Raw genomic sequence first — 21,546 nt, 5'->3', positions numbered from 1 at the left:
TTATATCGAGAGAAAGCCTTTCTGACCCTTACCTCTTTAAACTAAAGTGGGCTTTAAATTGCTTTTGCTCTCCTGTACTTTCTCCTAGTTCTCGATACTCTATGGTAAACCAATAGTCACTTGACGGCATCAATTCGCCATTGTAGGTACCGTCCCATCCCGGACCGGTAGGGCTTAACTGCTTTAACAGCTTGCCATATCGATCGTATATAAAAATCTTGGCATCCAATTGGTTCTCTATCCCAAATATCCGCCACGTATCGTTATATCCATCGTTGTTGGGTGTAAAGAACAATGGGTAATCCATAACAAGCACCATATCGCTGGCCACTCCACATCCATTGATGTCCCTGGCCTGGATCACATGCTCCCCAAAAGGCACATTGGAGAAGGTATAGGTGTTGGTATTTGGCTCGTTGCTCACCCATGGGCCATTGTCTATACTGAATTCAAATACTGCTGCACCATCCCCTGTTGCTGTTACTTCTATGATGTGATTGTCTGCAAAAGCTTCTGTTGTTACATTAGCTGTAACATTTGGTGGAGAGCTCAATTGCACGACAGCTGTGTCTGTGCTTGTACACCCATTGGAGAGGTCTGTTACCATTACCGTATAAGTGCCTTCTACTGGTGGCTCATAAAAAGAGCCTGTACTTAACACTGTTGATGGATCTCCTGCTTCTGTCCACTCAAAACCATATAAGGTTGAACTTAGACCGGTATCCATTAACGGGGCGCTTATCACCTCTGTTCCGTTTGTGTTTATACAAATGGTGTACAGATCGTCCATGTCAAACGCTGGGATGGGATCCACCTGTAACGTTAATGGCTTGATATCGTAACATATAGAACCTGGTGTGCTATCGTTGTCTATTCGCACCCAAATAACCTGTGGGTTGGTAAGGTTGACATACGGTGCTGATGTACCTATGGCATTGCTCATGGCCTCGGCGTCCGCCATGGTCTCATAATATGTCACATTAAAATTAGCTGGATCTTGTCCATTTAACAAAACAAAGTTTTGTGATAATAAATCAAAACCAACACTATCATTGCTTGGGTCGCCATCAAATTCCATGGTGTCATCGCATAATACATAAGTATCATGGTTTGGGTTGACCTCTGCTGCCTCTTGTACTTCAACAAAGAAGCTTACCGTAGCTATATCACAGCTTGTGATTGTATTGTTTATATTTACAAATATCTCTTGTGGGTTTACTGTGTTTTGAAAAGCAGATGGGTTTGCTATAGCTCCTGTTCCCGACTCTGCTGCTGCTAATGTTGTATAATAGCTTACTGCAAAATCCGGCTCTGGTTGCCCATTTAAAATAGCACTGGTTTGTGTTGTTAAATCAAAAATATAAATATTGTCTGTGTTTAACTCACAGGCTATTATATTGTCTACTGCAACCGTATCCGGTAATGGGTTCACAATAATATCAAAACTTACAATGGTATAACATCCAGTTCCTGTATCTAATGGATCTGATGGATCCCCTGTATTTGTAACTCGCGCATAAATGGTTTGTGTCGGGCCTGTGTTTGTGTACGCGGTTGGGTTTGGAATGCTGTTCGCCCCTGATTCCGCATCGGCCATTGTGGTATGGTACGAAACGGTTTCGTTATAGGCATTCAACATCGCTGCTTCATTGGCCGTGATATCAAACTCCTCTTCTAAATCCCCTGGATTGTTATCATCGCACAACTCCATGTTTGGCAGTGCTGCTGTTGGGGTCGGAACCGTGTTCACCACCAAGGTCAAGGTGGTCAGCGCATAACAGTCCACTCCATTGGCCGTAGAGGATACGGTTACAAAGATGGTCTGTGGATTGTGTGGTGCCCCACCTATCGAGGTATTGGCATAAGCTGTATAATCTGCTATTGGCGTGTTTGCCGTTACGTCCGCCATGGTCTCGTAATAGGCCACGGACCAACTGGAGTTGCCCCCTGTTATGATATTGTCCTGGACCGTCAAATCAAATATGGCATAGCCATCGTTGTCAACGCTGTCGTCACAGATCTCGTATTGCATCGCTTCGGTTGTGGTTACTGGAACTGGTAGCGGGTTCACAATCAGTTCCAGGGAGGTTACCCTTATACAGCCTGTGGCATTATTCTCAACACGTACCCAAACGGTCTGGTTTGATGCCACAGTGTTGGTAAAGGCGCCTGGAGTTGCTATATAGCTTGGATCGGTTGTCCCTATCTCTGCCCCTGCCTGTGTGGTATAATATGTAACGGAATATGCCATTGGATCTAGCCCATTTAAAATCTCTGTATTGCTCGTTGTTAAATCAAATTGCGTCATCCCATCGGCAACCCCATCGTCATCGCACAGTACCAGTGCCTCTGGATCCATTTCTATATCCGGTGTTGGGTCTATTATCAGTTCCAGCTCCAAAATGGTCGGGCAGTTGGTCCCCGGACCATAATCTACTCGAATATAAATTATCTGACCTGCTACATTTGTAAATACGTCCGGCTGTGGCAGGACATCGTCCATGGCATTTTGCTCGGTTAAGTGAAAAGAAACCTCGTAGGTTGGATCTATTGCTTCTATATTGTTTCTAGTGTCCGTTAAATCAAAAACACCTAGACCATCATTATCTGGATCACAATAATGCAGGGCTGATGGACTTGGAACTGCCGGTGCATCCACTACACCAAGTTCCAATGTCGTGGTGGCATAACAACCGGTTGCCGCGTCCTCTACGCGCACCCAAACCACCTCACCATCGGTGCCTATATAGGCTGAAGATGATGGCAGTACTTCTGGTGAACCATTCTCTGCATCTAATAAACTGGCATGGTAGGTAACTATATAAGTTGCATTGCCTCCAGAGATCTCATCATTCTTCTCATTCAAATCCATTTCTGTCATCCCATCGGCTACATTGTCATCGCAGACAATCAATGGGCTTGGATCTACTACTGTTGGTAATGGGTTTACCACAACAACAGCTGTTGTCGTTAGTGTTGAACTACAAGCCGTGGTCGGGTTTTCTACATTTTCTAAGCTAAGGGTCTGGGTTACACCGACGCTTGGTATTGTTACAACCCACTCGCCCAAGGCATCTAGAGTTACCTGAACACTGGCTCCTCCATTTACATTGTAATCCACAATATCGCCTGCATCCCCTGTAATGGTAAACACGGCATCGCCATTGGGACAGATATCGCCTGCAGCAACTACGTTTGCTGTTGGGTTTGGATTCACAATAACCGTAGCGGTATCGGTAAGAGGGGAACTACAATTGCTGGTCGGGTTGGTAACTTGTTCCAATGTAACCACCTGATCTACTGTGGCTCCTGCTACCGTTACAATACCTTCGCCTAAAGCATCTAGGGTTACTTGTGTGCTTGCTCCTCCATTGATGTTATAGTCCACAACATCGCCTGGCGTACCTGTTATGGTAAAAATGGCATCTTCTCCACTGCAGATGTCTGTGTTTGTTGTTAATGACACAATACTCGGCAAGGCCACCACGGTTACAGTTGCTGTGTCTGTAAGTGTCGAACTACAGCTCGTATCTGGATTGGTTATTTGCTCCAAAGTAATGGTTTGGTTAACTGTGGCTCCTGGAACCGTTACTATTCCTTCTCCTGATGCGTCTAAGGTTATTTGACTGCTTGCTCCTCCATTGATGTTATAGTCTACAACATCGCCTGGCATACCTGTTATGGTAAAAATGGCATCTGTACCATCGCAAATATCTGTATTGGTGGCAAGGCCGGTTATCACTGGCAATGGATCCACCGTTAGCAACAACTGGGCCACACTGTAACATTGTGTCGTGATATTTTCTACGCGAACATGGACTGTTTGGGTAGTGGCCGTGGTATTGGTATATGCGCCTGGTGTTAGGATTTCACTTGCCGAGCCTGGACCTGTTTCGGCATCTGTGGCATCTTCATAATACGTGATGGTATAGTCTGTGGACGGTAACCCATTTAATATGGATGTCTCTGATAGGGTCAGGTCGAATTCCCCAAACCCATCGTCTCCCGGAAGAACGTTATCACAAATGGTCTGACTTGCCGGTATAATCTCTGGCACTGGGTTCAGCACCAAATCGAAAAATGGGCCCACTGAAACATTGCTGCAGCTGGCATCACTGGCCAGTTCTACACGTACCCATATAGGCTCTCCTGAACTGGAATAGGGACTGCTCAAGGCGCCTGTGCCTGCATCGGCTGAGGCTTGACTTGAATAATAAGTCACTGTAAAATCACTCGAGGGCTGCGCTCCCAATATTGTCAAGGTCTGACTCTCTAAATCAAAATCGGCTACACCATCATTGCTCGAATCGTCACATTGCACCAAATCACCAACTGCATTGATAGTTGGCTCGGGCGTGATGTTCAAAGTGAAGGAAGAGGTTTCGTAGCAACCTGAGTTTAAATATTCAATTCTTATATAAATCACCTCTCCATCTACTCCTGTATAAGCAGCTGCTGTACCTATGGCACCTGTATCGGCATCGGCATCGGCTTGGGAGTTGTGGTACGTGACTACTAAATCACCTGCATTGGCAGCTGATGCAGTTACCACTGGTGTATTCTGAGTTAGATCGAAGATGAAAGGTGGAGCACCTGGATTGCACAAAAAGAGGTTGTTAGGTGCTTCTGTAACAATTTCTGGCAACACATCAATACAAACCTGCTCTGTATATTCACAACCAAAATCGTCCATAGCACGGTATGTATAACAATGTACGCCTTCTGTTGCTGGTTGCACTGTAATGGTATTTCCGGTTGTGTTGGTTATAGAAGGGTCTGCATCCCAAGACTCACTTACAATATTATTGGAAGGAGGAACTAAAGATGGGTCAAAATTCAAATTCCAAGAAAATAACGTCCCATCATCTATAGCCCATAAGTCGGTTACAACAAATGTCCAATTACCATTTAAAGGTGTACCAATTAAATTATTAAAAGAAGATGTAGGAAGTGGTGCATAGCTTCCAGCAGGAACACTAGAACCTCCAATAGCAACATCATTTATTGATTGTGGAGCTGTGGGTGAGAAACAATATTCCCAACCTATACCAGGGTTTCCATTATCAGCTTGATCTGGAATCCCAAAATAAGCTCCAGGATCATTTCCATCTCCATATTCCAAAAAATCAACTCTACTTCCATTTGGTGCCACTAAATAAATATCTAAATCTCCAATAAATGAATGTTCAATTGTAACACAAATATTTGTGATTTGAGAAACATCAGTAATCACTTGGCCTGGCCCATAACAATCTACAGTTATTGTAGATGAATAAGATGCTGCTTGACCTGTAGTTTGCGTATCTTCTAACCAAGTTTGGTCAAAAATTTCAGGAGCACAGTCTTCAAATTGAGGAATTGAAGCAACACCATCAATAGTTGTGGAATCACCAAAACAAAGAGTAGAATTTGTAGCTTGAGTACCAGTAAAATCTATTTCTGGAGATACTCTAACAACTTGACTTATACTATTCATGCTACTACAACCTATAGGATTTGTATCTGTAACCACTAATTCTACAATATAAATACCCGGATTTGTATAAGTTGCAATAACGTTTTGCCCTGTAGCTGTTGTGTTATTCCCAAAATCCCAATCATAAGTAGCTCCAGTACCATCGACAGAAAAAACAGCACTTCCCGTAAATTCAACATCACCTCCCACACAGATTAAAATTTCACCATCACCATTTGGGGCTGGATTGGAAGTATCTAAAACAGCTGTAATATCCTGACATGGAGTATAACAAGAAATATTAGCCTCCCAACCAGTAGTAGCTCCAGCTCCATCACTAACAAACTCTATAGTTAAACACCCTGTAGGATTACCTGATGTAGCAGTTACTAATCCAGGGTTATTTCCAGGACCTCCTCCTGAAAACGTGCCTAAAACTGGAGCAGTAGTATCATCACCATCGTAAATGGTCATAATATCTGCATTTAATTGGGTACTAAAAGCAATAAAATCCAACTGTACTTGTTGACCAGGGTTTTCTGGACAAATGGTGTAAACAAAACTTTCGCCATCACCATAATTTCCAGTTGCTCCTCCAGAATCATAAAATATGCCTGAACACTGACTTGAGGTTCCGTTTTGCATAATCACATCTTGCGATAGTGCTGTAAGGCTGAATAAAAGTGCTATTATAGGGAAAATTATCTTTTTCATAACTTACTTAAAAATTTTGATGCTGAGATTTTATTATAATAAAGTAATCGGTATTGTCAACCCTGTACATATAAGTACCTCTCGCATAAAAATTAAATTGATATTTTAATGGATTAAAGGTTTGTGGATTAAAAACTGGGTCGCTTTTTAAATCTGGCACATAGTTATTAAACAATGGAATTTCTGATAATAGTGGACAAGGTTTTTGATCATAAGGATTTGGTATTCTTTTATACGCAATCCTATTTCTTAACAAATGCTTAATATCTTTTAAACGTTGCGGTTTGCTTAACACGTATTCGTTTAATTTATCACCATAAACTTCTTCAAGTTGCATTTGTTCTTTAGCACTCAGTGGCGCACCAACATTAGATCCATAGGATACTCTTTTTAGAGGTACCTTGGTTTGCAATGGTTGATTTTGTGCTAATATTGTTGTTGTAAACACACAAAACAACATAGCAAATAGAGTCATTGTTTTTTTCATAGGGAAATTCATCATAAAGCGCGTTTAATTAACAAGTTATGTTAAAAAAACGTGTTTTTATTGTTAAAAAATGAGCTGAAAATTAAGGAAATTTTATGAAAAACAGCGTTAAATTTTTGGCTAAATTAATTCTGTGTTAATAAAACCCCTTTAAAAAGGGAATTTCTTATCTTTGCAAATTAAATACAAATTTAAATTATCGGATGAAATTTGACGAAAAGTTAGAGGAGTTTGAGTCGTTAGGAGATAACCATGTAGGATCATCTTCAGATACTCCCATGCGTGAAGATGCTTTTAAGCTTACAAACGAAGAAAAAATAGACATCATTAAGGACGATGTCCAACATATTATGGAGACTTTAGGGCTTGACTTAACCGACGACAGCTTAAAAGGCACCCCAAACAGAGTCGCCAAAATGTTTGTAAAAGAACTCTTTGGTGGTTTAAATCCTGACAAAAAACCTAATGCATCAACCTTTGAAAACAAATATCAATATGGTGAAATGCTGGTAGAAAAAAACATTACTGTTTACTCCACTTGCGAGCATCATTTACTGCCAATTGTTGGAAAAGCCCATGTGGCATATATTTCAAACGGCACTGTTGTTGGCTTGTCTAAAATGAACCGAATCGTGGATTATTATGCAAAGCGACCTCAAGTTCAAGAACGCTTAACCATTCAAATCGTAAAGGAACTACAAGAAGTTCTTAACACCGAAGATGTTGCCTGTGTAATTGACGCCAAACATTTATGTGTTAATTCCCGTGGGATTAGAGATACTGAAAGTAGTACGATCACATCAGAATTTGGTGGTAAATTTAAGGACAAGGAAACTAAAAGGGAGTTTTTGGATTACATTAAAATGGATACTTCTTTTTAATTTTCATTTCAGAAATTATTACATCTTACAGACTAACTTTATAACCTAAAACTATACATCATTCACAATATGCCACTTTATAAGCAGCAAGAAATAAAAATATACAATTCGCTTACTGGCGAAAAAGACGTTTTTAAACCTATTCATGAAGGCTATGTAGGCATGTACGTTTGTGGACCTACCGTTTATAGCAATGTGCATTTAGGAAATGTTAGGACGTTCATGTCTTTTGATATGATTTACAGATATCTATTACATTTAGGCTATAAAGTTCGCTATGTAAGAAACATAACAGATGCAGGACATCTGGAAAACGATGCTGATGTTGGTGAAGACCGAATTGCCAAAAAAGCACGTTTGGAAGAAATTGAACCCATGGAAGTGGTACAACGTTATACAGTGGATTTTCATAACATAATAAATGCGTTCAATTTTCTGCCTCCTAGCATAGAACCCACAGCAACAGGTCATATTATAGAGCAGATAGAATTAATTAAAACCATTATTGACAATGGTTTTGCTTATGAAGTGAATGGCTCTGTATATTTTGATGTTTTAAAATATAACGAAACCAACAATTACGGCATTTTAAGCAAACGTAAAGTGGAAGATTTAATCCATAACACACGTGAACTTGATGGTCAAAGCGACAAGAAGAACCCTCAAGATTTTGCACTTTGGAAAAAAGCTGAACCTCAACATATCATGCGCTGGCCTTCGCCATGGAGCGATGGGTTTCCTGGATGGCATTTGGAATGCACAGCCATGAGCACCAAATATCTGGGCGAACATTTTGATATTCATGGAGGTGGCATGGATTTAAAATTCCCTCATCATGAGTGTGAAATTGCTCAAAACCAAGCTGCCAAAGGTCAAACACCTGTAAATTATTGGATGCATGCCAACATGCTCATTATGAATGGTAAGAAAATGGCAAAATCTACCGGGAATTTTATTTTACCTAATGAGATTTTCTCTGGAGACAATCCTCATATCACTAAAGGGTTTTCTCCTTCTGTGGCACGATTCTTCATGCTTCAAGCTCATTACAGAAGTGTTTTGGATTTTACCAATGATGGTTTGTTGGCCAGTGAAAAAGGATTTAACAGACTTATGGAGGCCATAAACTTATTGGACAGTTTACCAACTTCAACTTCGTCTACATTTAATGTTCCTGAATGGAAACAATCTTGTTACGATGCCTTGAACGACGATTTTAACTCACCAATTTTAATTGCCCATTTATTTGAAGCGGCCAAATACATCAACCAAATAAATGATGCTAAGGCAAGCATAACAAAAGACGATTTGGCCGAGTTAAAAAAAGCCATCCATGCCTTTGTATTTGATATTATGGGACTGGAAGAACTTACAACAACAGATGATAATAAAGGTACAAACGAAAAATTAACTGGAACTGTAGCCTTTTTAATAAAACTACGTCAAGAAGCCAGAGCCAACAAAGATTTCGCCTTATCCGATCAAATTCGTGACGAACTTCAAGACCTTGGCATACAATTGAAAGATGGGAAGGATGGCACCTCGTTTAGCCTCTCCTAGTTTGTTGTAAAGTCGCCTGCCTAGTTGTGGGCTATATTTTCTGATAGATATTGATAGATTTTAGTTCGTTATATTTCATATTAAAATTTGAATTATTAAACCAAGCCGGTTTTTTTTTGAACATTGCAGTTTATTACAAATAAATGTTTCGCAGCAATTAGAAATAAAATAGAATACTTTTTATCATATCAATAAAATAAATAGATTAAGGAATCATTTTCTTAAGTTCAGATATCTAAATGCTTAATGACACCTGATTAAACAACAAAAATCTCAATACAAACCTCTTGAAACGAATTTTAACATATCCTTTTCTATTACTTATAAAAATTTATCAAACAGTAATTTCCCCATTAACGCCAGCCACTTGCAGGTTTCAACCAACATGTTCTCATTATGCAAAAGAAGCCCTTGAGAAACATGGCTTTTTTAAAGGTGGTAAATTGGCTATCATTAGAATTTTCAGTTGTCATCCCTGGGGAAGAAGTGGCTACGATCCAGTTCCAGAAAAAGATGACAACTAAAAATTGCCGTACGGACAGGTCGCGATCTGTCCGTATAAACAAATCATCACCATTTCCACATCCTCCATAATGATAAATTCTCGTTAATCCTTTTTAACATATTGATTTTAATAATACATAAATGCTATCTTTACAATCACAAATTAAAATCTATGTTTCTACTTAAATTCGATTGGAATCCTGTTTCAGGAATAGACATTATTGGAAATTTCAAACTTCATTTTTATAGCATGATGTGGATAATAGCCTTCCTTTTAGGTTGGTATATCATGAAACGGATTTTTATTAAAGAAAAAGTGAAACTGGAATATTTAGACCCTTTATTTATTTACACAGTTTTTGCAACCATGCTGGGAGCACGTTTGGGACATGTGCTATTCTATCAATCGGAATTGATCTCTCAAGATTTTTTTAGCATCTTTTTACCATTTCGTTTTCATCCAGAATTCGAATTTACTGGTTTTCAAGGCCTAGCCAGTCATGGAGCTGCCATAGGAATCATTATTGGTATGTATTTATATCGAAGAAAATACAAGTACAAATCTTTAATGTGGATATTGGACAGAGTGGTCATTCCTGTAGCTTCTGGAGCTGTATTTATTAGAATTGGGAATTTTATTAATTCTGAAATTATTGGAAAAGTAACCGATTCAGCTTTCGGTGTTCGTTTTATTCAAGATGAATATGCCCAAGGGGAAGCCATGCAGCTTACTGGTATGAAAACACCAAAAGCAGCTTATGATGCCATTGCAACCAATCCTCAGTTTCAAGACTTGTTGCAAGCAGTGCCTTATAGACATCCTGCTCAGTTATACGAAGCGTTCTGTTATGTTTTTGTGTTTGCTATTTTATGGTATTTCTATATTAAAACCAACAAAGGCAACCAAGCTGGTTTTTTGTTCGGTTTGTTTTTAGTGCTGCTATGGACCATACGTTTATTTGTGGAATTTGTAAAAGAACCTCAAGGTGAAGAATATATAACCTTAATGGGCTTAAATACGGGACAGATGTTAAGTATTCCATTTATAATTATTGGACTTTATTTTATGTTTGGTTTTAAACCAAAAACCAAGGAAGCTTAAATATGAATTTTAAATCAAGGCACTCTTTACCATTTCTTTTTGCTTTAAGCTTGGCCTCTTTTAGTATTAACAGTTCTTGTAAAGAAGACAAAAAAATAATTAAGACCACTGAAGTTCCTTTTACCAAAGAAGGCGAGTTAACTTTGTTTAAACCTACCTCAGACTCCCTAGTTTCTAAATTGGATATTGAAATAGCAGATTCCGAATACGACACGCAAACAGGATTGATGTACCGAAATTCCATGAAAGAAAACCAAGGCATGCTGTTTGTGTTCCCTGATGAAAGACCTCGTTCGTTTTATATGAAAAACACCAGGTTTGCACTAGATATAATTTATTTGGATCAATCAAAATCCATTGTCAGTTTTCAAGAAAATGCCCAACCCTTAAATGAGTCTTCGTTACCGTCTCACGTTCCTGCCATGTATGTTCTGGAGGTTAATGCTGGCTTGGTAAGCAAATGGCGATTGGAAGTTGGTGATAAGATGGAATTTTCCAAGAATTAGTCTTCCCTATTTCACTCAAGCTTTGTTCTTATAAACAGATTTCAGTCTCAGTTTTCAGCTTTTAGCAAAGTATGTATTTTACAACCCAGTGTTTTTTTGGAGAAAACAGATTACAACTAAAACTAAAGATTTAAAACAATCAACTTAAACATCAGCAAACAAGAATCAGTTTTTAATGTTTTCTTTGAACCTTCTTCAAAAAACAAATACCTTCTGCTTTTATAACCCAAATGATATAGATAAAAAAAGCCTTTCAGAAATAACTGAAAGGCTTTTTTATATTATTAAAATAAGAATTAAGCTTTAGCTTCTTCCATTTCTTCTTTTACCTTGTTTTTTAAGGACTCTTTGGCATCTCCTTTTTTAACAGAGTCGTACATAATTGGAGTTGCAATAAATAATGATGAATAGGTACCAACTATTACACCTACAATTAAGGCAAACATAAAGCCTCTAATAGAATCCCCTCCAAATATGAAGATGGCCAACAATACCACTAAAGTAGTTAAAGAGGTATTTAAGGTTCTACTTAAAGTACTGCTTAAAGAAGTATTGATAACTTTGTCGAAATGCCAGTTGGTATGTTCATTAAAGAACTCACGAATTCTATCGAACACTACAACCGTATCGTTTAATGAATATCCTATTACTGTTAAGATAGCCGCAATAAAGGCTTGGTCTATCTCCATGGTAAATGGCATGAATTTGTATGTTAAAGAGAAAACACCCAATACAATAAGCACATCATGGAATACTGCTGCCACTGCACCAAGTGAGAATTGCCATCTTTTAAAACGGAATAAGATATAAAGGAATACCACGATTAAAGAGCCTAATATTGCCCAGAACGATGCTTTTTTAATATCGTCTGCAATGGTTGGACTTACTTTGTAGTATTTCATCAGTCCATGGGTTTTGTTCTCATCGTCACTAATAAATTCCTCATAAGAAATCCCATCTAAGTGTGGTTGTAAAGCTGTGTATAAGGTTTTTCTTAATTCTTCATCAACCTCTGTTCCTGTTTCTTCAACTTTAAATTTGGTAGTGATTTTTAATTGGTTGGCATTACCAAATGTTTTGGCATCTGCAGAACCAAATACTTCAGGAGAAGAAAGCAAACTAGTAATTTCCGAAGAGCTTACAGGTTGATCAAAACGTACTTGATAGGTTCTACCTCCAACAAAATCGACACCTTGATCCAAACCGTTTGTAAATAAAGATCCTAAACTTATTACAATAGCTATACTAGATACAATATAAGCTGTTTTGTGTTTCTTTAAGAAATCGATATTGATATTTCTGAATAGGTTTTTGGTAAGACCAGTAGCGAAGTCCAAGTTGCCTTTTCTTCCTATGTACCAATCTATAATCAGTCTTGTAATGAAAATTGCCGTAAATAAAGATGTAGCGATACCAATTAATAAGGTAGTTGCAAATCCTTTAATAGGTCCTGTTCCAAAAATGAATAAGATCAATGCTGTTAAACCAGTTGTAATATTGGCATCCAAAATAGAAGACAAGGCATTGCTAAATCCGTCCTGGATGGACTCTTTCTGCCCTTTTCCTTTGGCCAATTCTTCCCGGATACGCTCAAAAATAAGCACGTTTGCATCGACCGACATACCAATGGTCAATACAATACCAGCAATACCAGGAAGCGTTAATACGGCTCCTAAACCAGAAAGCACACCAAAGATTAAAAGGATGTTGAAAATCATGGCGATGTCTGCAAACAAACCAGCTTTACCATAATAGAAAATCATCCATAAAAGCACCAAGGAAAGTGCAATCAAGAAAGATATTTTACCGCTATCAATTGCTTCCTGACCTAAAGAAGGTCCTACTACCTCACCTTGAATGATATCTGCAGAAGCAGGTAATTTACCAGCACGTAAAACGTTTGCTAAATCGGTTGCTTCGTTTAATGTAAAGTCTCCAGAAATTTGAGAGTTTCCGCCAGAAATAGCTCCAGTTGTTACACCAGGAGCAGAATACACCACATTATCCAGAACAATAGCTATCTGACTGCCTTGGTTAAAGGCTTTCCCAGTCATCTCTTCCCAGATTTTAGCCCCTTTGGCATTCATTTGCATAGATACAACAGGTTTGTTTGTTGGTCCAAACTCCTGACGAGCATCTGTAACCACAGCACCACTTAAAGGTGGTATGTTGTCCCTGTTTCCTACCAAAGCATATAAATCTACTATTTCGCTATCTTTTTCTGGTTTTCCAAACAAGAATTTTACATCACGCATTTCAGCAGGAATCAAAGCCCTTACTTGTGGCATGTTTAAATATTCCAGAACTTGGTCTTTATCCTTAATAGCAAATTGTGCCACAATAGGTCCTCCTTGATAACCAAAACCTCTAATTAGTTTTCCTATAGGATTGCTTTCTATATCCAAAGAATCAGGATCGTCTCCCAATAAATCGGCAATTTTATCGTCTTCGGAATCTTGGGATTCTTCAGCTACTTCTTCAGTAGTGGTCTCATCACTTTCGGCTTCAATTTCTTTAAGCAATTCGTTGGCTTGGTTTAAAAAGCCAATGAAGTTTTCTCCCTTATAAGCTTCCCAGAATTCCAACTGAGCTGTACTTTGAAGTAATTTAAGGGCTCTTTCTTTGTCTTTAACACCTGGAAGCTCCACCAAAATACGTCCAGAGTTCCCTAAACGTTGGATGCTTGGAGAGGTCACTCCAAATTCATCAATACGTTTACGCAATACTTCGAAAGCAGACACAATAGATTCATCAATTTTTCTTTCAATAATGGGTCTTACTTGATCATCAGACATATCGAAAGTAATCTCTTCACTTAAGGTTCTGTTTGCAAAAATTTCTGGTGATGCTAATTTAGTATCGCCTTTAATTTTATCAAAAGCTACAAAGAAATCTTCCAAATAGGTATTCTGACTGTTTTTTTGAAGTTCGGACGCATCGTCCAATGCTTTGTTAAAAACTGGGTCTTTACTGTAATTAGCCAAACCTTTTAAGATGTCTTTTACAGATACCTGTAAGATAACACTAACACCACCTTTAAGGTCCAGACCAAGATTCATGGCATTTTCCTTTACTTCGTTGTAAGTGTAATCTGCGATACCTAAACTATAAACTTTTTCGTTAGCTATTGAATCTAGATACTGACGCTCTTTTTCTACATCGCCTTTTGCATATACAATGGCATCTTCGTCTAAACTGTTTGCCTTAAATGTAAAAGACAATTGGTAAATACTTACCAAACCAAATAAAATTGCAAATAGTTTTACTAATCCTTTATTCTGCATTATTTATTAAATTAATTAGTTTCTTGTTGTTATTTTTAAAAACGAGCAAATATATATCTTCTATACTTATTTAACAAAATGTTTGAGATATATAACAAAAAAAACAGCCATAAAAAAGCTGTTTTTTTTGTTATACTAAAATTGAAGGCTTACATCCCTTGCAGGTTGTCGGTTTTTTCGTAACCTTCTGGAGGTGTCATATCAAATTTATCATCAGAAACAGCTTCTTTTTTTATTTCTGTAGCTTCTTGGGTAATGGTTAGGTTCATTCCCATTTGATTCATGTTCATGGTCAAGTACATTGGAAACCCTTTAATGTCTGCTCCCATCATGGTTGATTGCTGAGAAAGTGCACTCAATTTATCTGTAGTGTAAATGTCCATTTTAACTACCACGCCATCTTTATTTACTTCCACATTATATTCTTGACACTCGTAACCCAATATGTTTTTGGTTTCATCTCCTTTAGTAACCGTAATGTTCTCTAAATCCTCTTCTGAAGGCTCCATGCTTTTTAACACATATTTTTTGCCTACCATTTGATTGTTTAAGGTCATTAACATTTGGTTATTGTCATTGTCCATAATAGTCACCGAAGTACCTGTCATGAAATTATTGGTTTCAGAACGGGATTTGTTTCCTTTAAAATACGTGGTGGTAACTATGTCTCCAACCATAGCCAACTGACTTTGTAATTCGGCATTGTCTGTGGACATGGTTTGTTTAGAAAGCACAACACCTTCTTTAATTGTTTCTTGCGAAAAACCAACTGAGGTGATTGCAACCAATACTATAAATAATATTTTTTTCATTTAATTCTTTTGTTTTATGTTAATTAGGATTCTTATAGTTCCAATAAACCATTAGTTTTTCTAACAGCTTCTGCACTTTCTTTCATGTTGGCTTTTTCGGCATCGTTTAAATCTATTTCAACTATTTTCTCAATACCCTTTCTTCCTAGAATAACAGGAACACCTATACATATATCGTTCATGCCATATTCCCCTTCAAGGTAAACCGAACAAGGAAACATTTTTTTCTGGTCGCAAGCAATCGCTTGAACTAAACTACTTACAGCAGCTCCTGGCGCATACCATGCAGATGTTCCCAATAATTTTGTAAGGGTTGCACCACCAACTTTTGTATCTTCTTTAACTTGTTCCAATCTTTCGGCAGATAAGAATTTAGTTACTGGAACCGAGTTTCTTGTTGCCAATCTGGTTAAAGGAATCATTCCCGTATCGCTATGTCCACCAAGTACCATTCCGTCCACATCGCTAATTGGAGCTTCTAAAGCTTCGGCCAATCTGTATTTAAAACGTGCAGAATCCAGAGCGCCACCCATTCCAATAATTCTATGTTTTGGTAAACCTGTAGCTTTTGCTGCTAGGTAAGCCATGGTATCCATTGGGTTACTTACAACAATAAGGATGGTATTTGGGGAATGCTCCACCAAGCTGGATGATACAGCCTTAACAATACCTGCATTGATACCAATAAGCTCTTCGCGGGTCATTCCTGGTTTTCTAGGAATACCAGAGGTAATCACACAAATATCGCTATTTGCAGTGGCAGAATAATCGTTAGTAATTCCAGTTATCTTCGTATCGAATCCGTTTAATGAAGCTGTTTGCATTAAATCCATGGCTTTCCCTTCAGCAAAACCTTCCTTGATATCCAATAAAACAACTTCTGATGCGAAATTTTTAATGGCAATGTATTCTGCACAACTGGCACCTACTGCTCCTGCTCCAACTACTGTTACTTTCATTTTTATATAATATTTTAAGTTTTGAAATGATTAAATTTCAGCAAATTTAACATTTTTAAATCATAATTGTTTGAAGTTTCAATGAAATCTAGAATGAAAAATTCAACCCTAACGAAGCACTATTGAATTCAGCAAACGTATAATCCACATTTAGGCTGAAAAATCCTAGTTTTACATTGGCTCCCAGTGTGGTCCGGATGCCGTTTACCTTCTCTTCAATGGAAAAAGGGTCCACAATGCTTTCTGAATACAACAAACCATCTGTGACCACATAAGTTCCCAAAAGGTCTGTTTGTGATTTGCCACTTAAATAACCAATGGCTCCATAGGCATTTAGCACTTTAAAATTAGTAGAGCCAATCAACTCAAACAAGAAGGTATTGATATCTGTTTGCACTTGTTGATTACTACCCTCAACAAGATTGGAATCTGTAAAATCGTAGCTTCCATCCAGATGCGTGTAAGCTATCAATCCAGAGATGGCTACTGGAAAGAATTTATCCCTAGGCAACCACGCTGTAAATTCCTGTTGAATACCAACCCCATATAGACCTGTTTTCACATCTTCAGTTTCAATTTTGGGAAAATAGCGCGCTTTTATTTGTGTGCCTCTAAATGGAGAAAACGCTGCTTGCAAAAATGCTGCAGGAATGATGTTGACTCCTGTGGAACCTATACCTGTTGGTAATGTTAACTCTGTTTCTTGATTGCCAAAAATAGGATCGTCGTAAGTAATGACCACTGTGATGTCTGGGTCGTTATGTCCTAGGGCTGTAGCAACATTTTTAGAAGTGCTATTATCAAGAAATCGGATGTTTTCATAATCGCTTGCCCGCATTTCAAATGTTTTTTTATCATCGTTTATAAATGAGGTATTTGCTATAAGTCCTATTTCAAAACCAAATTGTTTTTGTCCCTTGGCATGGTTAAACCATCCGTTATTGATGCCATAAGCCAGTCCTTCGGTTGCTGGAGCCAAATAATCTTGACTAAAGCGCTTGGCATCATTAACACCAGCAGCCAATAAGTCGTCAATATTATCTTGAGATTGTACAGGAAATACAATGATGATTAAAAATAAAAAAAACGGGATTGTTTTCATGGTTTCTAAATTGTAGGTTTACTCAAATATATCAATTATTTATCAATTCTTGTTTTACTTTCCAAAAGCTTTGATACAAAAAAACCTGCAAGATCCTTTATCTTGCAGGTTATATCTTTATGTATTCTGTTTCAGTTTAAGTAACTGAAAGCAAAACATTAGGCATCAATGTTTGCATAAATGGCATTCTTTTCAATAAATTCCCTACGTGGTGGCACCTCGTCTCCCATGAGCATCGAGAAAATTCTATCGGCTTCGGTTCCATTATCTATTTGCACCAATCGCATGGTTCTAAATTCCGGGTTCATGGTTGTGTCCCAAAGCTGTTCGGCATTCATTTCCCCAAGACCTTTATAACGCTGTATGCTTACGTTTCCTCCAAACTCTTCCGCAATGACATCTCTTTCTTTATCTGACCAAGCATATTGCTTTTTATTTCCTTTTTTAATTAAATACAAAGGAGGCGTTGCAATATAAACATACCCTTGTTCTATCAATTCTTTCATGTATCTAAAGAAGAAGGTAAGAATTAAGGTTGCAATATGGCTACCATCAATATCGGCATCACACATAATAACAATTTTATGGTAACGCAATTTTGATAGGTTTAAAGCTTTACTGTCTTCTTCGGTTCCTATGGTAACACCAAGCGCTGTAAAGATGTTTTTAATTTCTTCGTTTTCAAACACTTTATGGGTCATGGCCTTCTCCACGTTCAATATCTTACCTCTTAATGGCAAAATAGCTTGAAAAGCTCTGTCCCTACCTTGTTTGGCAGTTCCACCTGCCGAGTCTCCCTCAACCAGGAACACTTCACATTTGGCTGGGTCTTGCTCTGAACAGTCTGATAGTTTTCCTGGCAAACCACCAATGCTCATAACAGTTTTACGCTGGACCATTTCACGAGCTTTTTGAGCTGCATGACGTGCTTGAGCAGCAAGAATTACTTTCTGAACTATAATTTTGGCATCATCTGGGTGTTCTTCCAGGTAATCGGTTAGCATTTCAGACACTGCCTGACTTACAGAAGCAGACACTTCCCTGTTTCCTAATTTGGTTTTTGTTTGCCCTTCAAACTGTGGCTCTTGAACTTTTACAGAAATAATGGCCGTTAACCCTTCACGGAAATCGTCTCCTGCAATATCAAACTTTAATTTGTCCAACATGCCAGACTCATCTGCATATTTTTTAAGCGTATGTGTTAAGCCTCGACGGAAACCTGACAAATGGGTTCCTCCTTCATGTGTGTTGATATTGTTTACATAGGAATGTAGGTTTTCTGCATAAGACGTGTTGTAAACCATGGCCACTTCTACCGGAACACCATTTTTTTCACCTTCGAAAGCAATAACGTCTTTCATTAAGGGTTCTCTATTGCCATCCAAAAACTTGATAAATTCTTTTAAGCCTTCTTCAGAATGAAATGTTTCCCCTTCAAATTCACCATTATCTTTTTTTGTTCGCTTGTCTACCAAATGAATGGTAATGCCTTTATTTAAATAAGCCAATTCACGCATTCTACTGGCCAAAGTGTCATAGCTATACTCCAGGGTTTGAGTGAATATGGTAGAATCTGGTTTAAAAGTAACGGTTGTTCCTCTATTTTCTGTTTCACCAATTTCCTTTACAGGATATAAAGGTTTACCTCTTTCGTATTCTTGTTCGTAAATTTTACCATCTCTGTAAACGGTAGCCTTTAAGTGTTCTGACAAAGCGTTCACACAACTTACTCCAACACCATGCAATCCACCAGAAACTTTATAGGAATCTTTATCGAATTTACCACCAGCACCAATTTTGGTCATAACCACTTCCAAAGCAGATACTCCTTCTTTTTTATGAAGGTCCACTGGAATCCCACGACCATCATCTTCAGTAGTGATGGAGTTATCTTCATTAATGATTACAGTTATATTGTTACAGTGTCCAGCCAAAGCTTCATCAATAGAGTTGTCCACTACTTCGTATACCAAATGGTGAAGACCTCTTGTACCAACGTCTCCAATATACATGGATGGACGCATACGTACATGTTCCATACCTTCCAGGGCTTGGATACTATCTGCTGAATAATTGTGCTTGTTAAATTCTTCTTTTTCTTGACTCATATGATTCTTTATCTATTCGTTAAAAATCTTTGTTTTATCCACAAAAAAAATGACACTCACGCATCATTTTAGGATACTTACAAAGATACGAATTAAAAACGCTTTTTGAAAGCACTTTAACGAGTATAAACTATTTTTATCAACATTTGTTAATTACGCGAAAGTGTCTTAAAACGCTTAAAAAGTGCCTTAAATTGCATTTTAGGGTTTTTTATGGAAATGTTAAAATAACAAAAATGCCTTCTTGGCTCTAATGAAATCTACGGCGTTTTAAAATATTGTCTTTAAGTGATATTTTTTTGAAAATGCACTAAAAAAACGAACCAATAATTATTAGGGGTCATTTTTAAAACAGAAAAAGTCAGCTTGAAAAAACTGACTTTTTAATAACATGCAACATAGCTATCAATAGGTCTCAGCATGCACTTTTGCAATAGCTCTTCCACTCGGGTCATTCATGTTTTTAAAAGCTTCGTCCCATTCTAAAGCAATTTGAGTGCTACAAGCCACACTTGCTTCTTGAGGGACACTTAGGGCTGCTGTATCACTTGGAAAATGTTCTGCAAATATGGAACGATAATAAAACTCTTCTTTACTTGTTGGTGTTTGAATTGGGAATTTATATTTGGCATTTGCCAGTTGCTCATCGGTAACCTCTGCTGCTACAACCTCTTTTAGCGTATCAATCCAACTATAGCCTACACCATCACTAAACTGTTCTTTTTGCCTCCAAGCCACACTTTCTGGAAGCATGTCTTCAAAGGCTTTTCTAAGAACCCATTTCTCCATGCGTTCGTTTCCTATCATTTTATCCTGAGGATTGATTTTCATGGCTACATCCATGAAGACTTTATCCAGAAAGGGCACACGACCTTCAATGCCCCAAGCTGCCAGACTTTTATTGGCACGTAAACAATCATATTGATGGAGTTTGCTTAATTTTCTTACGGTTTCTTCATGAAATTCCTTTGCATTTGGGGCTTTGTGAAAATACAAATAACCTCCAAACAGTTCATCTGCACCTTCGCCAGACAAAACCATTTTTATTCCCATGGATTTGATAACTCGAGCCATTAAATACATGGGAGTACTTGCCCTAACTGTTGTGACATCGTAGGTTTCCAATTGATAGATAACATCCCTTATGGCGTCCAGGCCTTCTTGAATGGTAAATTTTATTTCGTGGTGAACGGTTCCAATATGGGCTGCCACCTTTTTGGCTGCAGCCAAATCTGGAGAACCTTCCAATCCCACGGAAAAACTATGCAATTGTGGCCACCATGCTTCAGAAGCATCGTCAGTTTCAATTCGTTTTTGGGAATATTTTTTTGCAATGGCAGACGTTATGGAAGAGTCCAAACCTCCAGACAACAGCACGCCATAAGGCACATCGCTCATCAATTGCCTGTGTACAGCAGCTTCAAGAGCTTCCTTAATTTCAGCTATGCATGTTTTGTTTTCTTTAACAGCATCAAATGCAGTCCATTCTCTTGAGTACCACTTAACAAATTTCCCATCTTTGCTGGATAAATAATGTCCTGGAGGGAATAGTTCAATTTTAGCACAAACACCTTCCAGCGCTTTTAATTCGGAAGCCACATAAAAAGTGCCGTTTTGGTCCCAACCTATATATAAAGGGATGATCCCCATGTGATCCCTTGCCACAAGGTATTCGTCCTCTACCACATCGTAAATGGCAAATCCAAAGATGCCATTCAAATCATCCAAAAAACCAATCCCTTTTTCTTTGTACAAAGCCAAAATAACCTCACAATCGCTTTCGGTTTGAAAGTTATATACTGTTTTTAATTGCTTTCTCAAATCCCTGTGATTATAAATTTCGCCATTGGCTGCAAGTACCACGTTTTTATCTTCACTTAACAAGGGTTGTTTTCCGGATGCTGGATCCACAATAGCTAAACGTTCATGAGCCATGATCACTTTATCATTGCTGTAAATTCCAGACCAGTCTGGACCTCTATGGCGAATTTTTTTTGCCATCTCTAAGATTTGAGGTCTTAAATCTTCGGATTTTTGCTTTAGATTGAAAGCACACACAATACCACACATAA

Annotated in this window: 13 protein-coding genes; 5 read left to right on the top strand and 8 right to left on the bottom strand. The window is 38.1% G+C overall.

Annotated features, from left to right (window positions below):
• Positions 1-28: 28 nt before the first annotated feature.
• Positions 29-6,169, bottom strand: a complete 6,141-nt coding sequence (locus AACY93_RS02805; protein ID WP_339611057.1) for a T9SS type B sorting domain-containing protein — start codon at positions 6,167-6,169, stop codon at positions 29-31.
• 7 nt (positions 6,170-6,176) lie between these two features.
• The gene (locus AACY93_RS02800) at positions 6,177-6,656 is read right to left on the bottom strand and encodes a hypothetical protein (RefSeq protein WP_287005882.1); all 480 of its coding nucleotides are present in this window, start codon (positions 6,654-6,656) and stop codon (positions 6,177-6,179) included.
• A gap of 203 nt (positions 6,657-6,859) precedes the next feature.
• Here AACY93_RS02800 and folE point away from each other — a divergent pair, with 203 nt between their 5' ends.
• From folE to AACY93_RS02775, 5 genes are all read left to right on the top strand, one after another.
• Positions 6,860-7,537: a GTP cyclohydrolase I FolE gene (gene folE / locus AACY93_RS02795; protein WP_287005883.1), complete on the top strand. Its 678-nt coding sequence runs from the start codon at positions 6,860-6,862 to the stop codon at positions 7,535-7,537.
• A gap of 69 nt (positions 7,538-7,606) precedes the next feature.
• The gene (gene cysS / locus AACY93_RS02790; RefSeq protein WP_287005884.1) at positions 7,607-9,097 is read left to right on the top strand and encodes a cysteine--tRNA ligase; all 1,491 of its coding nucleotides are present in this window, start codon (positions 7,607-7,609) and stop codon (positions 9,095-9,097) included.
• 287 nt (positions 9,098-9,384) lie between these two features.
• Entirely contained in the window at positions 9,385-9,621 is a 237-nt protein-coding gene (gene yidD / locus AACY93_RS02785) for a membrane protein insertion efficiency factor YidD (protein ID WP_286852836.1), read from the top strand.
• 152 nt (positions 9,622-9,773) lie between these two features.
• Positions 9,774-10,703, top strand: a complete 930-nt coding sequence (lgt, locus tag AACY93_RS02780; RefSeq protein WP_286852835.1) for a prolipoprotein diacylglyceryl transferase — start codon at positions 9,774-9,776, stop codon at positions 10,701-10,703.
• A gap of 2 nt (positions 10,704-10,705) precedes the next feature.
• Positions 10,706-11,209 carry a DUF192 domain-containing protein gene (locus AACY93_RS02775; RefSeq protein WP_286852834.1) on the top strand — a complete coding sequence of 168 codons (504 nt, stop codon included), beginning with the start codon at positions 10,706-10,708 and terminating at the stop codon, positions 11,207-11,209.
• 296 nt (positions 11,210-11,505) lie between these two features.
• On the opposite strand, the gene secDF is transcribed toward AACY93_RS02775, so the two are convergent.
• The 6 genes from secDF to asnB all read right to left on the bottom strand — a co-directional run bounded on the left by secDF (position 11,506) and on the right by asnB (position 21,544).
• On the bottom strand, positions 11,506-14,493 hold the full coding sequence (gene secDF, locus AACY93_RS02770) for a protein translocase subunit SecDF (RefSeq protein ID WP_286852833.1): 2,988 nt from the start codon (positions 14,491-14,493) through the stop codon (positions 11,506-11,508).
• 149 nt (positions 14,494-14,642) lie between these two features.
• Positions 14,643-15,305, bottom strand: coding sequence for a hypothetical protein (locus AACY93_RS02765; protein ID WP_007646567.1), 663 nt, complete (start codon positions 15,303-15,305; stop codon positions 14,643-14,645).
• Between the two features lie 32 nt (positions 15,306-15,337).
• The gene (mdh, locus tag AACY93_RS02760; protein WP_286852832.1) at positions 15,338-16,264 is read right to left on the bottom strand and encodes a malate dehydrogenase; all 927 of its coding nucleotides are present in this window, start codon (positions 16,262-16,264) and stop codon (positions 15,338-15,340) included.
• Positions 16,265-16,352: 88 nt separating this feature from the next.
• Positions 16,353-17,366: a DUF6588 family protein gene (locus tag AACY93_RS02755; RefSeq protein ID WP_286852831.1), complete on the bottom strand. Its 1,014-nt coding sequence runs from the start codon at positions 17,364-17,366 to the stop codon at positions 16,353-16,355.
• A 158-nt stretch (positions 17,367-17,524) separates the two neighbouring features.
• A complete protein-coding gene (gene gyrB / locus AACY93_RS02750; RefSeq protein ID WP_286852830.1) occupies positions 17,525-19,474 on the bottom strand; it encodes a DNA topoisomerase (ATP-hydrolyzing) subunit B in 1,950 nt (649 codons plus the stop codon).
• Between the two features lie 405 nt (positions 19,475-19,879).
• Positions 19,880-21,544, bottom strand: coding sequence for an asparagine synthase B (gene asnB, locus AACY93_RS02745; RefSeq protein ID WP_286852829.1), 1,665 nt, complete (start codon positions 21,542-21,544; stop codon positions 19,880-19,882).
• Positions 21,545-21,546 lie beyond the last annotated feature (2 nt).

This window comes from uncultured Xanthomarina sp., from assembly GCF_963971605.1.
GTDB classification, from domain to species: domain Bacteria; phylum Bacteroidota; class Bacteroidia; order Flavobacteriales; family Flavobacteriaceae; genus Xanthomarina; species Xanthomarina gelatinilytica.
The sequence above is the reverse complement of the archived record's forward strand: the minus strand, read 5'-3'. Positions and strand labels throughout refer to the sequence as shown.